The 14,837-nt window shown below is 49.5% G+C and carries 17 protein-coding genes, 2 pseudogenes and 1 riboswitch; of the genes and pseudogenes, 6 read left to right on the forward strand and 13 right to left on the reverse strand.

Annotated features, from left to right (window positions below):
* The first annotated feature begins 9 nt into the window (after nucleotides 1-9).
* The 4 genes and pseudogenes from proA to SYMBAF_RS03855 all read left to right on the forward strand — a co-directional run.
* On the forward strand, nucleotides 10-1,263 hold the full coding sequence (proA, locus tag SYMBAF_RS03840) for a glutamate-5-semialdehyde dehydrogenase (protein WP_040263031.1): 1,254 nt from the start codon (nucleotides 10-12) through the stop codon (nucleotides 1,261-1,263).
* A gap of 242 nt (nucleotides 1,264-1,505) precedes the next feature.
* Entirely contained in the window at nucleotides 1,506-1,982 is a 477-nt protein-coding gene (locus SYMBAF_RS03845) for an IS1 family transposase (protein WP_082026814.1), read from the forward strand.
* A 368-nt stretch (nucleotides 1,983-2,350) separates the two neighbouring features.
* Nucleotides 2,351-2,842 carry a TIGR00645 family protein gene (locus SYMBAF_RS03850; protein ID WP_040263029.1) on the forward strand — a complete coding sequence of 164 codons (492 nt, stop codon included), beginning with the start codon at nucleotides 2,351-2,353 and terminating at the stop codon, nucleotides 2,840-2,842.
* 733 nt (nucleotides 2,843-3,575) lie between these two features.
* Nucleotides 3,576-3,980 (forward strand): annotated as a pseudogene (locus tag SYMBAF_RS03855) (IS4 family transposase); the annotation flags it as partial.
* 315 nt (nucleotides 3,981-4,295) lie between these two features.
* On the opposite strand, the gene SYMBAF_RS03860 reads toward SYMBAF_RS03855, so the two are convergent.
* Nucleotides 4,296-4,775, reverse strand: a complete 480-nt coding sequence (locus SYMBAF_RS03860) for a cold-shock protein (protein ID WP_040263027.1) — start codon at nucleotides 4,773-4,775, stop codon at nucleotides 4,296-4,298.
* A gap of 328 nt (nucleotides 4,776-5,103) precedes the next feature.
* On the opposite strand from SYMBAF_RS03860, the gene cspE reads away from it, so the two are divergent.
* Nucleotides 5,104-5,313, forward strand: a complete 210-nt coding sequence (gene cspE, locus SYMBAF_RS03865; protein ID WP_002210315.1) for a transcription antiterminator/RNA stability regulator CspE — start codon at nucleotides 5,104-5,106, stop codon at nucleotides 5,311-5,313.
* Between the two features lie 86 nt (nucleotides 5,314-5,399).
* On the opposite strand, the gene crcB is transcribed toward cspE, so the two are convergent.
* Nucleotides 5,400-5,783 (reverse strand): fluoride efflux transporter CrcB, encoded by a 384-nt coding sequence (gene crcB / locus SYMBAF_RS03870; protein WP_040263023.1) that lies wholly within the window; start codon nucleotides 5,781-5,783, stop codon nucleotides 5,400-5,402.
* A gap of 13 nt (nucleotides 5,784-5,796) precedes the next feature.
* Nucleotides 5,797-5,860, reverse strand: a riboswitch (Fluoride riboswitch).
* Between the two features lie 392 nt (nucleotides 5,861-6,252).
* On the opposite strand from crcB, the gene tatA reads away from it, so the two are divergent.
* The gene (tatA, locus tag SYMBAF_RS03875; protein WP_006708055.1) at nucleotides 6,253-6,468 is read left to right on the forward strand and encodes a Sec-independent protein translocase subunit TatA; all 216 of its coding nucleotides are present in this window, start codon (nucleotides 6,253-6,255) and stop codon (nucleotides 6,466-6,468) included.
* 95 nt (nucleotides 6,469-6,563) lie between these two features.
* On the opposite strand, the gene lipA is transcribed toward tatA, so the two are convergent.
* From lipA to rlpA, 11 genes and pseudogenes are all read right to left on the reverse strand, one after another.
* Nucleotides 6,564-7,529, reverse strand: a complete 966-nt coding sequence (gene lipA / locus SYMBAF_RS03880) for a lipoyl synthase (protein ID WP_040263022.1) — start codon at nucleotides 7,527-7,529, stop codon at nucleotides 6,564-6,566.
* On the reverse strand, nucleotides 7,522-8,181 hold the full coding sequence (gene lipB, locus SYMBAF_RS03885; protein WP_146226729.1) for a lipoyl(octanoyl) transferase LipB: 660 nt from the start codon (nucleotides 8,179-8,181) through the stop codon (nucleotides 7,522-7,524). The genes lipA and lipB overlap by 8 nt, the downstream gene beginning before the upstream one ends.
* Before the next feature lie 141 nt (nucleotides 8,182-8,322).
* Entirely contained in the window at nucleotides 8,323-8,589 is a 267-nt protein-coding gene (gene ybeD, locus SYMBAF_RS03890) for a DUF493 family protein YbeD (RefSeq protein ID WP_040263021.1), read from the reverse strand.
* 579 nt (nucleotides 8,590-9,168) lie between these two features.
* Nucleotides 9,169-9,258 (reverse strand): hypothetical protein, encoded by a 90-nt coding sequence (locus tag SYMBAF_RS18290; RefSeq protein WP_367671545.1) that lies wholly within the window; start codon nucleotides 9,256-9,258, stop codon nucleotides 9,169-9,171.
* 44 nt (nucleotides 9,259-9,302) lie between these two features.
* On the reverse strand, nucleotides 9,303-9,542 hold the full coding sequence (locus SYMBAF_RS18295; protein WP_367671564.1) for an IS1 family transposase: 240 nt from the start codon (nucleotides 9,540-9,542) through the stop codon (nucleotides 9,303-9,305).
* 50 nt (nucleotides 9,543-9,592) lie between these two features.
* On the reverse strand, nucleotides 9,593-9,823 hold the full coding sequence (locus SYMBAF_RS18300; RefSeq protein ID WP_367671566.1) for an IS1-like element transposase: 231 nt from the start codon (nucleotides 9,821-9,823) through the stop codon (nucleotides 9,593-9,595).
* A 459-nt stretch (nucleotides 9,824-10,282) separates the two neighbouring features.
* Entirely contained in the window at nucleotides 10,283-11,494 is a 1,212-nt protein-coding gene (dacA, locus tag SYMBAF_RS03900) for a D-alanyl-D-alanine carboxypeptidase DacA (protein ID WP_040263018.1), read from the reverse strand.
* 230 nt (nucleotides 11,495-11,724) lie between these two features.
* The gene (locus SYMBAF_RS03905; protein WP_040263016.1) at nucleotides 11,725-12,216 is read right to left on the reverse strand and encodes a GNAT family N-acetyltransferase; all 492 of its coding nucleotides are present in this window, start codon (nucleotides 12,214-12,216) and stop codon (nucleotides 11,725-11,727) included.
* A complete protein-coding gene (locus SYMBAF_RS03910; RefSeq protein ID WP_040263014.1) occupies nucleotides 12,204-12,470 on the reverse strand; it encodes a type II toxin-antitoxin system TacA family antitoxin in 267 nt (88 codons plus the stop codon). Before SYMBAF_RS03910 ends, SYMBAF_RS03905 begins: the two co-directional genes overlap by 13 nt.
* A 346-nt stretch (nucleotides 12,471-12,816) precedes the next feature.
* Nucleotides 12,817-13,985 (reverse strand): IS3 family transposase gene (locus tag SYMBAF_RS03915; RefSeq protein ID WP_152609001.1). Its coding sequence is split into 2 segments (ribosomal slippage): nucleotides 12,817-13,736 and nucleotides 13,736-13,985, totalling 1,170 coding nucleotides; the frame shifts between segments, so codons are not numbered across the junction.
* Nucleotides 13,986-14,104: 119 nt separating this feature from the next.
* Nucleotides 14,105-14,827, reverse strand: a pseudogene (rlpA, locus tag SYMBAF_RS03920) (endolytic peptidoglycan transglycosylase RlpA); the annotation flags it as partial.
* Between the last annotated feature and the right edge of the window lie 10 nt (nucleotides 14,828-14,837).

A 14,837-nucleotide genomic window follows, 5' to 3' on the forward strand; every position in this document is an offset into this window, starting at 1 on the left:
GGAGTGAGCATGCTTGAGCAGATGGGGAAAGCCGCCAAGCTGGCTTCCTGGCAATTGGCGGTGCTGAGTACGGCGAAGAAGAACCAGGTGCTGTCGGTAATGGCCGATATGCTGGAAGCCAACAGCGAAGCGATTTTGCACGCTAATGAACAGGATATGGCACAGGCGCGTACAACCGGCATGGGCGAAGCGTTGCTTGATCGCCTGTTGCTGACCCCGGCTCGGCTGGCGGCGATCGCCAACGACGTGCGCCAGGTGTGCCGCCTGAACGATCCGGTTGGCCAGGTGCTGGATGGCAGCCTGCTGGACAGCGGGCTAAAGTTGGAACGCCGCCGTGTGCCGCTCGGGGTGATCGGCGTAATTTATGAGGCGCGGCCGAACGTCACCCTCGATGTTGCCAGCCTGTGCCTGAAAACCGGCAACGCGGTGATCCTGCGCGGCGGTAAGGAAACCCACCACACTAATCAGGCGACGGTGAACGTGATCCAACAGGCGTTGGAGCAGTGCGGCCTGCCAGCGGCAGCGGTACAAGTGATCGACAGCCCGGACCGCGCGCTGGTGAACGAACTGTTGCGTTTGGATCGCTACATCGACATGCTGATCCCGCGTGGCGGTGCTGGCTTGCACCAGTTGTGCCGCGAACAATCGACCATCCCGGTGATCACTGGCGGCATCGGCGTTTGTCATATTTATGTGGACGACAGTGTCGATGTCGACAAAGCGTTGGCGGTGATCGAAAACGCCAAGATCCAGCGCCCAAGCGCCTGCAACTCACTGGAAACGCTGTTGGTGAATCGCCACATCGCAGAAGAATTCTTGCCAGCGCTGAGTGCCAGGATGGCGGCGGTGGGGGTGACGCTACATGCGGCCGAGAATGCCATGCCGCTGTTGCAAAATGGCCCCGCGACGGCAGTGGCGGTAGTGGCAGAGGATTACGACGACGAATGGCTATCGCTGGATCTGAACGTAGCGCTGGTGGATGACATCGATCAGGCCATCAACCATATCCGCACCCACGGCACCCACCACTCCGATGCGATCCTCACCCGATCGCTGAGCAGCGCTGAACACTTTGTACGTGCGGTGGACTCTTCGGCGGTGTACGTCAACGCCAGCACCCGTTTCACCGACGGCGGCCAGTTCGGTCTGGGGGCAGAAGTGGCGGTCAGCACTCAGAAGCTGCATGCTCGTGGCCCGATGGGGTTGGATGCGCTGACCACCTACAAGTGGATCGGCTACGGCGACGATCTGGTGCGCAGTTAAGTTCTACTCAGACTCGATAGCGAATGTGGGGTTAAACCGTCAATCGAAGCGGCTCTGGCTGCTGAGCTTGGCTCATATCTGGTGCAGGTTAGTGAAGCCAAGGGCCACTTCCAAAAAAACACCTAAGTCTACCGTGTTACTTACGTTATCTGGAAACAATCCGTAAAGTGATTAAGGCTATATCTGGTCATTGACCGTGGTAGCATCGCAGACTAAAGCTGGTCATCAAGGGGGCGGGGCCGATGTCCAAGCCCGTTGTCACGCGGGTATTTGCCAAATCAAAACTGCATCATATGGGTAATGAAGTGTGGTCATTTGTAGGCAGCAAAAAGAAACAGCGTTGGTCAAGGTATGCATGGGAACCACACCTCAAACGCCTTGTCGCTTATTCTTTTGCTCGCCGAAGTAAAAAGACATGTCGCAAATCACTAAGGCTGTTATCAGGCCCAGTGTCGTCTTCTGGAGGACAAACAACTTCAGCAGCATATGATATGCTGCCAGATAAAAAGCACATTACTGGCAAGCTTTACACACAGCGAGTTGAACGCGAAAACCTGACCCTTCGCAACAGGCCGAAACGACTGAACCGTAAGACGTTCGGGCACTCAAAATCCGCAAAATGTATGATAAGCTCATCGGTAGATTTATTGAGTGTCAACATTATCAGTTATAACATCAATCAACGCATTGAATACACGACCCTCACATTCAATCGGTGAAGAATTCCCTTAACTGCTTCATTACTAGTAATGAAATCCTATGGGGATAGGTACCAGAATTGATTTATTCCAAAAAATTATAAAAAACTACCCCAATGCTTTAAATTATTATATGCAATATATTATTATATCTGAATAACTAAGTATGATTATGGTAGGTAGACGACATTCGCAGTGTAGAGGTAAGTCTATTTTCTTATTGTACTGCATATCCTGGTGTTTATACGTCAGGTATCTTCAGCGTGTCGAGTGGAACCGGGATGCTTACACTTACATGGGTATATAAGTTGCATGTTACTTACCCGCGCACTAGGTAATATGGTGGTCTAAATGGTGAAGTATCGATTTTTATTAGCGAGGGTTTGACGATGGAAAGAATATTAACGAGGGTGATGTTCGCGGCGCGGTGGGTCATGGCACCGGTATACTTGGGGTTGACGGCGGGCTTACTTGTTCTGGCTTACAAATTCTTTATTGATTTGTTTGAATTATTTTCTCATGTTACTCATTATAGCAATGAAGAGATCATCCTTCATTTATTATCATTAGTTGATTTTGTACTTATCGGTGGCTTACTTGTGATGGTTATTTATTCAGGGTATGAAAACTTTGTCTCACGCTTGAATATTGATGGCGCAAACGATGAATTATCCTGGATTGGTAAAATGGATGTTGAATCACTTAAAAACAAAGTATTTGTCTCTGTGGTTTCAATTTCCACTATACATTTGTTAGGTGTTTTTATGGAATCGAAAAGTATTCCCAATGATAAAATAATTATGTATATTAGTCTTCATGTCTGTTTTGTCCTGACTGCATTATTAATGCAGCTCCTCGAAAGACTCTCAAAAAATAGATAAAGATATCAGGATGAGGTATCCTTACTATAAGAAAGGCATTAGGACAATAAACCGTATTAGTAAAAAATAAGCCAAACAGGCTGAAATAGGGTTGAGGTATGGTCAAATGTAAATTTTAACTTGCTGGTGCATAAAATAAACCAATAGCAGTGACCTGAGCGTCTTATTGGTTAATATCGCCGGTATGGCATGCCGCTCACTGCACGGCATAGCCGACAAGGGTGTGACGTTTTTTCTGCAAGTTGAAAATAATGGCAGCAGCCATGATGATGGCTTTGCGCATTTTGTGTTAAGACGTCAGCGCATTTGGGGGCCAGTCACTTTCACGGACGTGCTATTGGACATCTTAAAGGTAGCAAAGATAGACATATATTTTCACCGGGTAGATGGAGGGCATTAGTCTATTATTGGATGCGGTTAATAGCATTAGTTTGCAATAGCTTCACACGTGCTGCGAGAGCATTGCCCATGCAGCATAGCGTTAAAAATGTCATATGTACGACTAGGTGTTACATCTGCCGAAGCAAACTTACTCAGCAATGACAGTTCAATACATTGTGATTACTAGAGTCATCCTATCCAATGATATTGTGTGTCATCCCATGCTCCCCCAACCTTGTTAAGCTGATCCCGCCAAGGTGCTGAGGGATCTCCAGTAATGTAGCGGGAAAATAGCACGGGCATAGAAAGTATGATCTACTGATTGTACAACCAATTCAGGGAGATCACTTCTATGCCTGTGCGCACATTATGCCAGAAGTTTTTCAGGGACGCGTTAGCCCCGTTTCATCAGTGCCGACAAAATGCCCTTATTGATACCACCGCTGCACTGACGCGTGGTGCCTCGCTTACCCTGACCAGTATCGATCGTTATATGTCGGGTGCCGCCCAGGTTAAAAATAAGATAAAACGGGCAGACCGACTCCTCGGAAACGCCGCACGACATAGCGATATTCCTAAGATATTTCATAATATTACATCAATGCTGACTCAGTACCTTCCCTGGAGTGTCATAGCCGTTGACTGGAGCGGTTATCCTGCGCAACAGTTTCATGTTTTACGTGCCAGCCTGATTTGTGACGGGCGTTCTATCCCGTTGATGAGCCATCATATTCCTTCCTGTCAGCAGCAGGATGCATAGATACAGAAGGCATTTCTCAATGCGCTTAACACTGCCATTACACCCGATAAAAAACTCCCGGCGATATTCGGGCCACCGAAGATGATGTTGAAGCGGCAGCGGCAGAAAATCATGCGGGAGGCGTAGTTCTATGATGCTGCTAGTCGGCCTCGTACACACATCGGTGTGGCTCGGCGAAGAGGTGGCGATTTTCCTGGGGTAGTGAATAAAGTCTTTAGCATAGGGGCGCTAGGCATACCGATGGCCTGTGTCAGGTGAAAACTCCTGCTGACACAGGCGATATTGATCGCCCTGATTACTTTATCGTAACGTTTACAAGTTTTTTAAAACCTTGATGGTCTCGTCCATATCGATCTCGTGCTCGGAAAAGGTATGGGTAGCGTTTTGAAAGGTGGTAACGGCCAGCATACGCAGTGTTTGCGTGGTTTGTGGTATGTCAACGGACTGCGGACGAATGCGGTTCATCAGCAGCCCCACCGATAGCACCGTGTTTTCTTTGTCCACTTCTGCTTTCATCGGTACTGCTTTGGTGAAGGTGTTGAAAGATTTAATGCTGGAAATCTTGATTCTTTCGTTGGCGATGGTGATGTATTTGCTCGATGCCAGCACCTTGACCGCAAAGGCGGATGGGCCTTTAGCGTTGTTGGTTGGTTCGAAGGTGACTGCTGCGTTTTTCTTAATCATCTCCGGGTTCTGCACTTTGATTACATGAAAATAACGATTTTCCCCGTTTTCATCGGTAATGAAGCCGAAGCCTTTGTCTTCAAAAAAAGTCATTATCTTGCCGTTCATCGCCATTCTCATAAAGTTGTTCAATACCCGATTTGTAGGGGTATGATAGCGTGGAATGCCCACCAGTGACAGGGTGTGGATGATGGTACGCCCTGTTTTGTTGATGCGATAACAGCAGTTAGTGGTTTTCTGCTACTGGCTGTAGGCAGTGGATCGGACTGCTATGGAAACTGATAGCAACCCGTGCAATCAATTTACACCGCATTAAACGGATTTTTCACTTTTTACTGGTTTTATGCGACCTAACATATGGACAAAATCCGACCTAATTGCTGTACTGTAATGGACACACTTCTAGTGTCTTACATTCACGTTAAAGGTAAGTTTGATGTCTAAGATTAAAGGTAGCGTTAAATGGTTTAATGAATCCAAAGGTTTCGGCTTCATTACTCCAGAAGATGGTAGCAAGGATGTTTTCGTTCATTTCTCTGCCATTGCTAGCAACGGTTTTAAAACTCTTGCGGAAGGACAGCGTGTAGAATTTGAAATCACCAACGGCGCTAAAGGGCCATCTGCTGCTAACGTTATCGCTATTTAAGCTACAGTAGAAGAAATTCCTAAAACCCGCTCTCTGAGTGGGTTTTTTATCTCTGCAGCGGGTAGATATACTCCGCTTATGTAGTTTTACTGCCCGCTGACCCAAGTAACCAGCATAAAGGCCAGCAGCGTCATTGCCAGCGAGCCTGCGAGGTTGAGCAGCATATTGATCAGCGCCCAAGTGAAGCGTCCATCCTGCAGCAGATAGACCACCTCAAGTGAAAACGTGGAGAAGGTGGTCAGACCGCCGCAGAAGCCGGTAGTGATCAACAGCTTCCAGTTGGCGTCAAGATGTGTCACACGGTTAAATGTGGCCATGGCCAGGCCGATGATAAAGCCGCCGACCAGATTGACCACCAGCGTGCCGAGCGGGATCGGGGCGTTAAGCGGATTCATCTTCATGCTCACGGCCCAGCGTAATACGCTGCCGACGCCACCACCAATAAACACCACCAATAAAGAATTCAGCATGCTGTACCTTTAACTATACGTAAACATCATTAGCCTTGCGAAGGCGGTTTGGGAGGAATGATATCTCTAGGGGCTGTGCTGCTTTTTGCTGCGTCGGTTGGATGTTACACCTAACGCAGCCTCTTTTGTATCATCAGTAAGTTTTGGCATGCGGTGAGAGCTAAGATTTACTGGCCTAAATTTCTTACTCTGATGGAAAATCTCACTTTGTTACATGTTGCTGTTGTTTGAACACCGGGCGGTAGTCAATATTTACTGGCAGGTTAATTTCTCTCGCTGTATACCCACCATACTTCAAGTTGCCTGTGCGTTAGCTTCCTCGCTCACCCCAGTCACTTAACGGTGTAAGATCCTGGGGATGAGTGAACCTCATTCCTGAGGTTCAGCCTGCGGCCCAGTGCTTACCGCCTTTCTGCAACTCGAATTATTTAGGGTATATAAGCAGTACTATATGAACAAGAAGGTGAATATGGAAGGTATCAGTATTACCAAACTTCTGGTGATTACTGTATTGGTTATTTTACTGTTCGGTACCCGCAAACTGCGCACGCTTGGTGCCGATTTGGGCGCGGCGCTGAAGGGCTTTAAAAAAGCGTTAGGTGACGACAGCACGCCTCCGGTAGCCAATAACAGCACTGAAATCCAGTCTGCCCAGCAGCAGAGCGGCGAAAAGAAAAATGTCTAAACCTGCCTGCGTGGTCAGCAATAAAAACGGATGTCGCCAGGCCAGCCCTCTTTTGCCGTTTCATCCGATTGAAACGTAACAAATTATTGCCGGATCTACTTCACTTCCAGCCCTTTAGCCTGTAGATCGGCATGGTAGGATGAGCGAACAAACGGGCCACAGGCCGCGTGGGTGAAACCCATGGTCTTGGCTTCTTCTTTCATCTCATCGAACTCGGCCGGGCTGACGTAGCGCTGAACTGGTAGGTGGTGGCGGCTTGGTTGCAGATACTGGCCGAGCGTCAGCATAGTGACGCCGTGGTAGCGCAGATCGCGCATCACTTCAATGATTTCCGCATTGGTTTCACCCAGGCCGACCATCAGGCCAGATTTGGTGGGGATATGCGGATGTGCTTCTTTAAAACGCTCCAGTAGCTTCAATGACCACGCGTAGTTGGCCCCGGGGCGAACCTGGCGGTAAACGCGTGGCACGTTCTCCAGGTTGTGGTTAAACACGTCCGGCGGCGTTTTGGTCAGGATCTCCAACGCGCGCTCCATACGGCCACGGAAGTCCGGTACCAGCGTTTCGATCTTGATGGAAGGATTTTTGGCACGGATGGCAGCGATGCAATCGGCAAAGTGTTGGGCACCGCCGTCGCGCAGATCATCACGGTCAACCGAGGTGATCACGACGTAACGCAGGCCCATATCGGCGATGGTTTGTGCCAGTTTTTCCGGTTCGTTGGCATCCGGGATCATCGGGCGGCCATGGGCTACATCACAAAATGGGCAACGGCGGGTACAGATAGCACCAAGGATCATAAAGGTGGCGGTGCCGTGGTTGAAACATTCAGACAGGTTCGGGCAGGAGGCTTCCTCACAGACCGAATGCAGGCCGTTTTTACGCATGGCAGCTTTAATGCCTTGAATGCGCGTCGAGTCGGCTGGCAGTTTAATCCTCATCCAGTCGGGTTTACGCAACAGCTCCTGCCGTTCGGTGACCACCATTTTAACTGGGATCAGCGCCATTTTGTCTGCATCGCGGTATTTGACGCCGCGTTCCATCTGAATCGGTTTACTCATAATCGTGCAGGTTCCAGTTACGAAGCTCGACCGTTTGGTAGCCGAGTAAATGAACAAATTCCTGTACCAGGATTGGGTGTACGTCTTCAATGCCAACGTGGGGTGCCAGCGCACTGACTTGTATCATCTGCATACCAGCGTAACCGCAGGGGTTGATACGTTGGAAGGGGCTGAGATCCATCGCTACATTCAGAGCCAGACCGTGGAATGAACTGCCTTTACGGATACGCAGCCCCAATGAACAGATTTTCTGCGCCCCGACATACACACCGGGTGCATCCGGGTGGGCGCAGGATGCGATGCGGAAATGGGCGAGGGTATTGATCACGGTATCTTCTATGACTGTGACCAATTGACGCACGCCAACATTGCTGCGTTTCAGATCGACCATCACGTACATGACTTGCTGCCCTGGGCCGTGGTAGGTCACTTGACCCCCGCGATCGCTTTGGATCACTGGAATATCGCCTGGCATCAACAGATGTTCTGCCTTACCGGCCTGGCCTTGGGTAAACACGGGCTGATGCTGCACCAGCCACAGTTCATCGGGCGTGGTTGTGGTGCGGCTGTCAGTAAAGGTGTGCATGGCTTGGGATACCTGCTCATAGGGTTGCAACCCCAACTGACGCAAAATGAGCTTGTCTGGTTGCAAAAGAGTTATCGCCAGGCTACGGAAAGAGAAAGCTATTATATCGGGCACCCTGACCTGCGACCAGCATTTAGCTGTTCAAAATGTGCAACCCAAGCACACCATCGGCTGCTCCAGGTTGATAAATCAGGCTTTATGTCAGATTTACAGCACCATGCGGACAATTTCAAGGTTGCCCAGCTCTTCGTACAAGGTTTCTACTTGGTCGATATGGGTAGCGTTGATGGTGATGGAAACAGAGTGGTAGTTGCCTTTGCTGCTTGGTTTAACCTGTGGGTTATAATCACCAGGGGCGTGGCGCTGCACCACTTCAACTACTTGGTCAACCAACTCCGGTTGTGCCAGCCCCATCACTTTGTAGGTAAACGGGCAGGGGAATTCAAGCAGTTCGTTCAATTTGGTTTTTTGCATATGTTTGCGCTCCAGTGTGCTGCTATAGGGTATTGCTTGCGTCATTCAAGCTGTTTTCACTTATTTGTCATTGCTGCTGAGAACTCTACAAATTGTTACTCCCGCTTGAGCGGGAGTGAGTATTATTCAGTATATCGGGGCGATTCCACTCGTTTCAACGGTTATCGGAATTGTCAGCGAGGATCACCAAACATGTTGTCACTTAGCAGGTTTTAGTCTGATGAGTATGAGTGCGTAAACCCGGCATTTATCGCATCCAGATCGAGCTCGTTTCTTTTCTGATAAGGGCGTATTGCCCGCTTAAAAAGATGTGTTGCCAGGCTACAGGCGACATCTGCCTGATCAATCTGGGCAAGAACATTCGCTTTCTCCTCGACGGAAAACCGCTTATAACTGAAAGATCTGTGCTGGATGCATGAAAACGGGCAATACTCTATCAGCGATATGGCGGATCTGTTTGCAGTATCATGTTTCACTGCTGGTTCGACACTTGTACTGTGCAGGGGGCACAGGAGAGGAGTTTGTTACCGGAATAATCGTTTATTAGGTGATGCCTCCAATGAGTTGAACAGGTATTTTTCAATGAAAGCCCCGATGACCTTTTCGTGGAGTTCGACAGAGCGCGAAAAACAAATTGTCTTGCGAGTCAGTCGTTTGGCGGGTGCGCAATACCAGATTATTGCGTTCAATACGCTGAGTAAAAATCTTTCCCGTCAGAGGTTATCCTTTGGGACTGCTCTGCCATAACTGCCCCAGTCATCGCTGGTAAACATACCGACAGTAAAGGGAGCCAGTAACGCCAGTCGCTCCCGGCAGGTTTCATCAGTTCGCGGGCCAAATGTATAAGCCAGAACGCCGCCATTTTTTGTGTTATCGCCATACCATAACCCGTGTTTTCGGGCCTTGCTGCCGACAAAGCTCCATTGTTCATCCGGTGCGCAGATGAATGCTATATCAGCATGAGCGACCGGAGAGGGGGTTACCCGACACGGCGAGAGTTTTTTTAAATGCGAATGACCGTGTTGATACCGATTTTCAGCGTTTTGGCGGTATCACGGACACTGGCACCATTGAAGGCCATATCGACGATGTTGTCCTGCGTGCCGGGCTTAGAGGCTTCATAGATAAAAGAAAGCTGAAAAGCGCGGCGACATGATTTGCAGAGAAATCTCTGATGCCCTGACGGGGTGCACCCGTAGCGGCAGACATCATCAGACTGGCAGTGAGGGAACAGTAACGCTGGTCATAGGGATACTTAAAAGTCCGCATTATACACCAGATAAACTAATTGGCGGCATCACCTGTCTTTGAAGGATAACCTAATGACGAGCGAAGAAGGATTAAAATCATTTTTGGGTGAACCTTCAGAAAAAAATACAGCACATTAGAATCTTTGGCTGAAGATTCTAATGGTGCCATTTACCTTGATGAAATCCATTTGTACCACAAAACATAAAGCCTGAAGATATCAGTCTTCTGTCAGCAGATGAGAAAGCCACCTCGCTAGCGGAAGGCCCCTGGAGAAACTATCTTTAACGCAAGCGTGCATGTACAGTCCATGCGATCATGGCTGTAACAATGTGTGCCTACTGGATAGGCGCTAAGTGCACACTTTCGTTCGGCTGGCCTTCATGTTTTGTGACAGACGTTACAAAATTTTGGACGGTTACCACTTATCACCACTTATCACCTCTTATCCGAACCAGCGATGGAACATCAGTTTGACGCAGTCAACGATACGGCTAAAGAAGCCGCCTTCTTTCACCTCGTTCATCACTACCAGCGGGCGTTGGTCGATGATTTTACCATCCAGTTGGAAGTTGATGTTGCCGACAACCTGGTTCTTCGCCAACGGAGCGTGAATTTCTGGGGTATTGAGCACGTAGCTGGCCTTCAGATCTTTCATGCGGCCACGTGGGATGGTCAGGTAGACGTCTTTATCCACGCCCAGATCGACGCGATCGGCATTGCCAAACCACACGGGTTCAGAAGCGAACTCTTTGCCGACTTTTAATGGCGCGACGGTTTCGAAGAAACGAAAGCCCCAGGTCAGCAATTTCTTGCTTTCGGTTTCACGGCCTTTGTAGGTACGGCCACCCAGTACGGCGGAGATCAGACGCATCTGGCCTGCAGTTGCCGAAGCCACCAGGTTGTATCCTGCGGCATCGGTGTGGCCGGTTTTAATGCCATCGACGTTTAAGCTGGTATCCCACAGTAGACCGTTACGGTTCATCTGGCGGATGTTGTTGAAAGTAAACTCTTTTTCTTTATAAATTGCGTACTCGTCTGGTACATCGCGGATCAGTGCCTGGCCGATCAGCGCCATATCGCGTGCCGAACTGTACTGACCCTGCGCATCCAGGCCATGTACCGTCTGGAAGTGGGTATTCTGTAGGCCAAGCTTGTTAACGTAGGTGTTCATCAGATTGACGAACGCATCCTGGCTACCCGCTACATAGTCGGCCATCGCCACGCAGGCATCGTTACCGGACTGTAGGTTAATACCACGGCTCAGCTTGGCGACTGATACGCGATCACCTGGTTTAAGGAACATCAGCGAAGAACCTTTGAACACAGGGTTGCCCGTCGCCCAAGCATCTTGACCCACAGTAACCAGATCTTCCTGGCCGATCTTGCCGGCTTTCAGCGTGTGGCCAATAACGTAGCTGGTCATCATTTTGGTCAGGCTGGCTGGATCGCGGCGCGCATCGGCGTTCATCTCAGCCAGCACCTTGCCGGAGTTGTAATCGATCAGGATGTATGCTGCCGCATCGATTTGCGGGACACCTGGGATCATGGTCTTGATATTAACCTCATCGGCATGCGCTACAGTAGCGGCGCTCATCGTGATAACGGTACTGAGTGCTATACGCTTAATTAAGCGAAAATAATTTACATGTTTCATGATCGGAACTACAACATCCGCGAGGGTAAAGTTAACAATGAATCACACTATAACAGATGAGATCCCGGTAGGCATTATTCATCATTGGACTGTTAACGCCAAACTGTAATATCCCCTAAGCAGACATTAAATTTATGTATGAATTGATATGAGCAGAGATCTGGTAAAAGGATGCTGCCCGTAGATGTCATGTCCTAGATAAAATCAAGCGCTAGGTTGCTTGCGCGGGTTTAAACAATACCAGGCAATCGGAGAAAAAGCGTTTTTTCTTGAGTGGTTGACTGCATAAGCCCATGATGCAGATAAAATTGTTTTGCCGCGTCAGACAGGGTATGAACCATGATGGCCCGTACCCCGATATTCTCTGCCACGCGACAGATGCGTAATACTGCATCGTGAAGTAAATCAGCGCCAAGGCCCTTACCATGGTAACCCGCATCGACAGCGAGTCTTGCCAGTATTATGACCGGGATGGGATCAGGCATGTTTCGTCGAAGGCTTCTTGGTGCAATAACATGAGTCACACTACCAGTAGCCAGTGAGTAAAAACCGACCACCTGTGAAGAATGTTCCCTGCATACCACAAACGTCCTTGCTGCACCGATGGATTGATTTTTCAATCCCTGGTGTTTGATCCATTCATCCAGTGCTGTTTCCCTGGAGTGGAACTCTGAAAGAATGTGTGTCGTGTTGAGCGGTGTTGGTGCTGTTACTTTTCCCACTGCGGTTTTCTCGCCAGGAGTGCATCCAGTGCCGGATTCGCTGTGACTGGTTCATCCAGCATATCGATAAATTCTGCGTATTGTTCATCATTGAGATTAAACATCCGGCGATCAAGAAGCACGTTTTCAGCAGCCTGACAGGCTATCTCGAGGATAAAGTCAGTACGCGATTTATGTAGAATGTCGGCTGCTGTATCGATCAGTACTCGCTGAGCCTCTTTTGCCCGAATATTGAGCTGAACATCAGATTTCATGATTTACTCCTTGTATAGCAATTGATATACATATCTTATATCTGCTGTATAGCAAACGCTATACACATTGAGAGCGAAATTTTCAGGGTAAGGGGCAAATGAATCAAACTATCTGGCTTCAGATAGGGGTAAGGACATTTCTGATTTGCAGTGAGGGAGGTGCCACTTCTGCTTTGCGTTGACCATTCATCACTGGACACATCTGGTTTAAAGACACTTTAGCTACAAGAAAATGTTTCAGCTAAATAAGCGCTTATCAATCCTGTTCGGCCATAGTCAATGCTAAGGGGCCGCAATGATGAAAGAGTGTTGCTGTGCTTCGCTAGACAAACGCTGTTTGTAGTGGTCAACTAAAACTGGCCACCGCGTTAGAGTTTTTCCAGTATCGGTTTTCCGATTCGTTTGGTGGTAACCCACCGTTATATTCATGCGGCCTGAGCGCGCTGTAATACCCAACGATATAGTCCGTTATTGCGTGGGCTGCATCGCTGAAGTTTATGTAACCCGTCACCGGTACCCATTCGTTCTTCAGACTCCTGAAGAAGCGCTCCATTGGGCTATTATCCCAGCAGTTTCCACGCCGACTCATACTCTGTCTGATCCGATACCTCCACAGTGACTGCCGGAACTGTCTGCTTGTGTAATGGCTGCCCTGATCGCTGTGGAACATCACTCCGGCTGGTTTTCCCCGGGCCTCCCACGCCATCTCCAGCGCTTTGATGGTCAGCCTGCTGTCCGGTGAGAACGACATTGCCCAGCCCACCGGTTTTCTCGCGAACAGGTCGAGAACAACGGCGAGGTAGGCCCAGCGCCTGCCTGTCCAGATATAGGTCACATCGCCACACCACACCTGATTAGGCTCTGTCACTGCGAACTGCCGCTCAAGGTGATTCGGGATAGCGATGTGTTCAAGGCCACCGCATTTATACCGATGAGTGGGCTGTTGACAACTGACCAGCCCCAGCTCTTTCATGAGCCTGCCGGCGAGCCATCGTCCCATCCTGAAGCCCTTCATGGTTGCCATAGTTGCGATACTCCTTGCGCCAGCAGAGCCATGGCTGACGCTATGCAGTTCCAGTACCTGGCTGCGTAATACAGCTCGTCTGCCATCTGGTTTTTCAGGACGGTTTTTCCAGTATTTGTAGCTGCTGCGATGAACCCCGAACACGTGGCAGAGTGTGACCACTGGATAATGCGCTCTGAGTTTCCCGATTATCGAGAACTGTTCAGGGAGTCTGACATCAAGAGCGCGGTAGCCTTTTTTAATATTTCGTTTTCCATTTCAATACGTTGTATTTTTTTCCTCAGCTCACGTATTTCAATTTGTTCAGGAGTAATGGGAGAGGCTTTAGGTATTTTTCCCTGCCGCTCATCACGCAACTGCTTCACCCATCGCGTCATTGTGGAAAGGCCGACATCCATAGCACTGGCTGCATCTGCCACGGTGTAGTTCTGGTCAACGACCAGTTGAGCGGATTCGCGTTTGAACTCTGCACTGAAATTTCTTTTTTTCATTGAAGCACCTGTAATGTCCTGAGGTGAGCATATCACCTCTGTTCAGGTGGCCAAATTCAGTGTGCCACTACAGGCAGCAGCTACGGCAGTTTCAGGTGTGGAGCCATCACGCATGTGCCAGGTACACCGAAGAAACCACTGTGGCTGTTATTTCCTGGTACATTGTCGCTGATGTTCAGGCCACTGTTATCGACCGGGCGCGCTGCGGCACCATTGGTGAGTGGGGCTTCTTACTGCACTGGCGTACCCATGCTGCTGGAGTCGAGATCCGGACGCGCCGGTAGGGCATAGCTTTGTTTCGCAACTGTGGTGCCGGGGTCGCTTAGAGTGCCGTCTGGCGCAACGCGAATAAAATCGACCTTGACCTTAGTGTTATTGCTCAGGTTCAGGCGATCGGCGGCGGCTTTCGAGAGGTCGATGATACGCCCTTTGGTGTAAGGGCCGCGATCGTTGACGCGCACCACCAATTGACGGCCATTAGCCAGGTTGGTAATGCGCACGTAACTTGGGATTGGTAGCCTCGGATGGGCTGCTGTCAGGGCACGGGGATCGAACTGTTCGCCCAGCGCAGTGCTGCTGCCGTTAGACTCTGTGCCATACCCGCTTGCCAGGCCTGTTTCGGAGAAATTCTGTGCATCTTTTACGATGCGCTAAGTCGCACCATTAATCTTATAATCCTGCATATTGTTGGGATTATAAGGCTCATATTGCGGCTCCACGCCGCCGATTTCCACCACCGGCCCCAAGTAGGGCTGCGGCGGTGCTTGCTGTTTCGTGATCGCGGTGGTACATGCAGAAAGCAGCACCGCCACTATGCTGGCCCAAAGCCATTCTTTACGCAATACTCACCTC

It is taken from the genome of Serratia symbiotica, from assembly GCF_000821185.2.
GTDB lineage: Bacteria > Pseudomonadota > Gammaproteobacteria > Enterobacterales > Enterobacteriaceae > Serratia > Serratia symbiotica.

What these genes read in the sequence shown, in the direction of transcription:
- ybeD (WP_040263021.1), bottom strand. Translation starts at nt 8,589, where the DNA reads ATGCAAAAAACCAAATTGAACGAACTGCTTGAATTCCCCTGCCCGTTT.
- tatA (WP_006708055.1), top strand. Translation starts at nt 6,253, where the DNA reads ATGGAAGGTATCAGTATTACCAAACTTCTGGTGATTACTGTATTGGTT.
- crcB (WP_040263023.1), bottom strand. Translation starts at nt 5,783, where the DNA reads ATGCTGAATTCTTTATTGGTGGTGTTTATTGGTGGTGGCGTCGGCAGC.
- SYMBAF_RS03845 (WP_082026814.1), top strand. Translation starts at nt 1,506, where the DNA reads ATGTCCAAGCCCGTTGTCACGCGGGTATTTGCCAAATCAAAACTGCAT.
- SYMBAF_RS03860 (WP_040263027.1), bottom strand. Translation starts at nt 4,775, where the DNA reads ATGAACGGCAAGATAATGACTTTTTTTGAAGACAAAGGCTTCGGCTTC.
- SYMBAF_RS03910 (WP_040263014.1), bottom strand. Translation starts at nt 12,470, where the DNA reads ATGAAATCTGATGTTCAGCTCAATATTCGGGCAAAAGAGGCTCAGCGA.
- lipA (WP_040263022.1), bottom strand. Translation starts at nt 7,529, where the DNA reads ATGAGTAAACCGATTCAGATGGAACGCGGCGTCAAATACCGCGATGCA.
- dacA (WP_040263018.1), bottom strand. Translation starts at nt 11,494, where the DNA reads ATGAAACATGTAAATTATTTTCGCTTAATTAAGCGTATAGCACTCAGT.
- cspE (WP_002210315.1), top strand. Translation starts at nt 5,104, where the DNA reads ATGTCTAAGATTAAAGGTAGCGTTAAATGGTTTAATGAATCCAAAGGT.
- SYMBAF_RS03850 (WP_040263029.1), top strand. Translation starts at nt 2,351, where the DNA reads ATGGAAAGAATATTAACGAGGGTGATGTTCGCGGCGCGGTGGGTCATG.
- proA (WP_040263031.1), top strand. Translation starts at nt 10, where the DNA reads ATGCTTGAGCAGATGGGGAAAGCCGCCAAGCTGGCTTCCTGGCAATTG.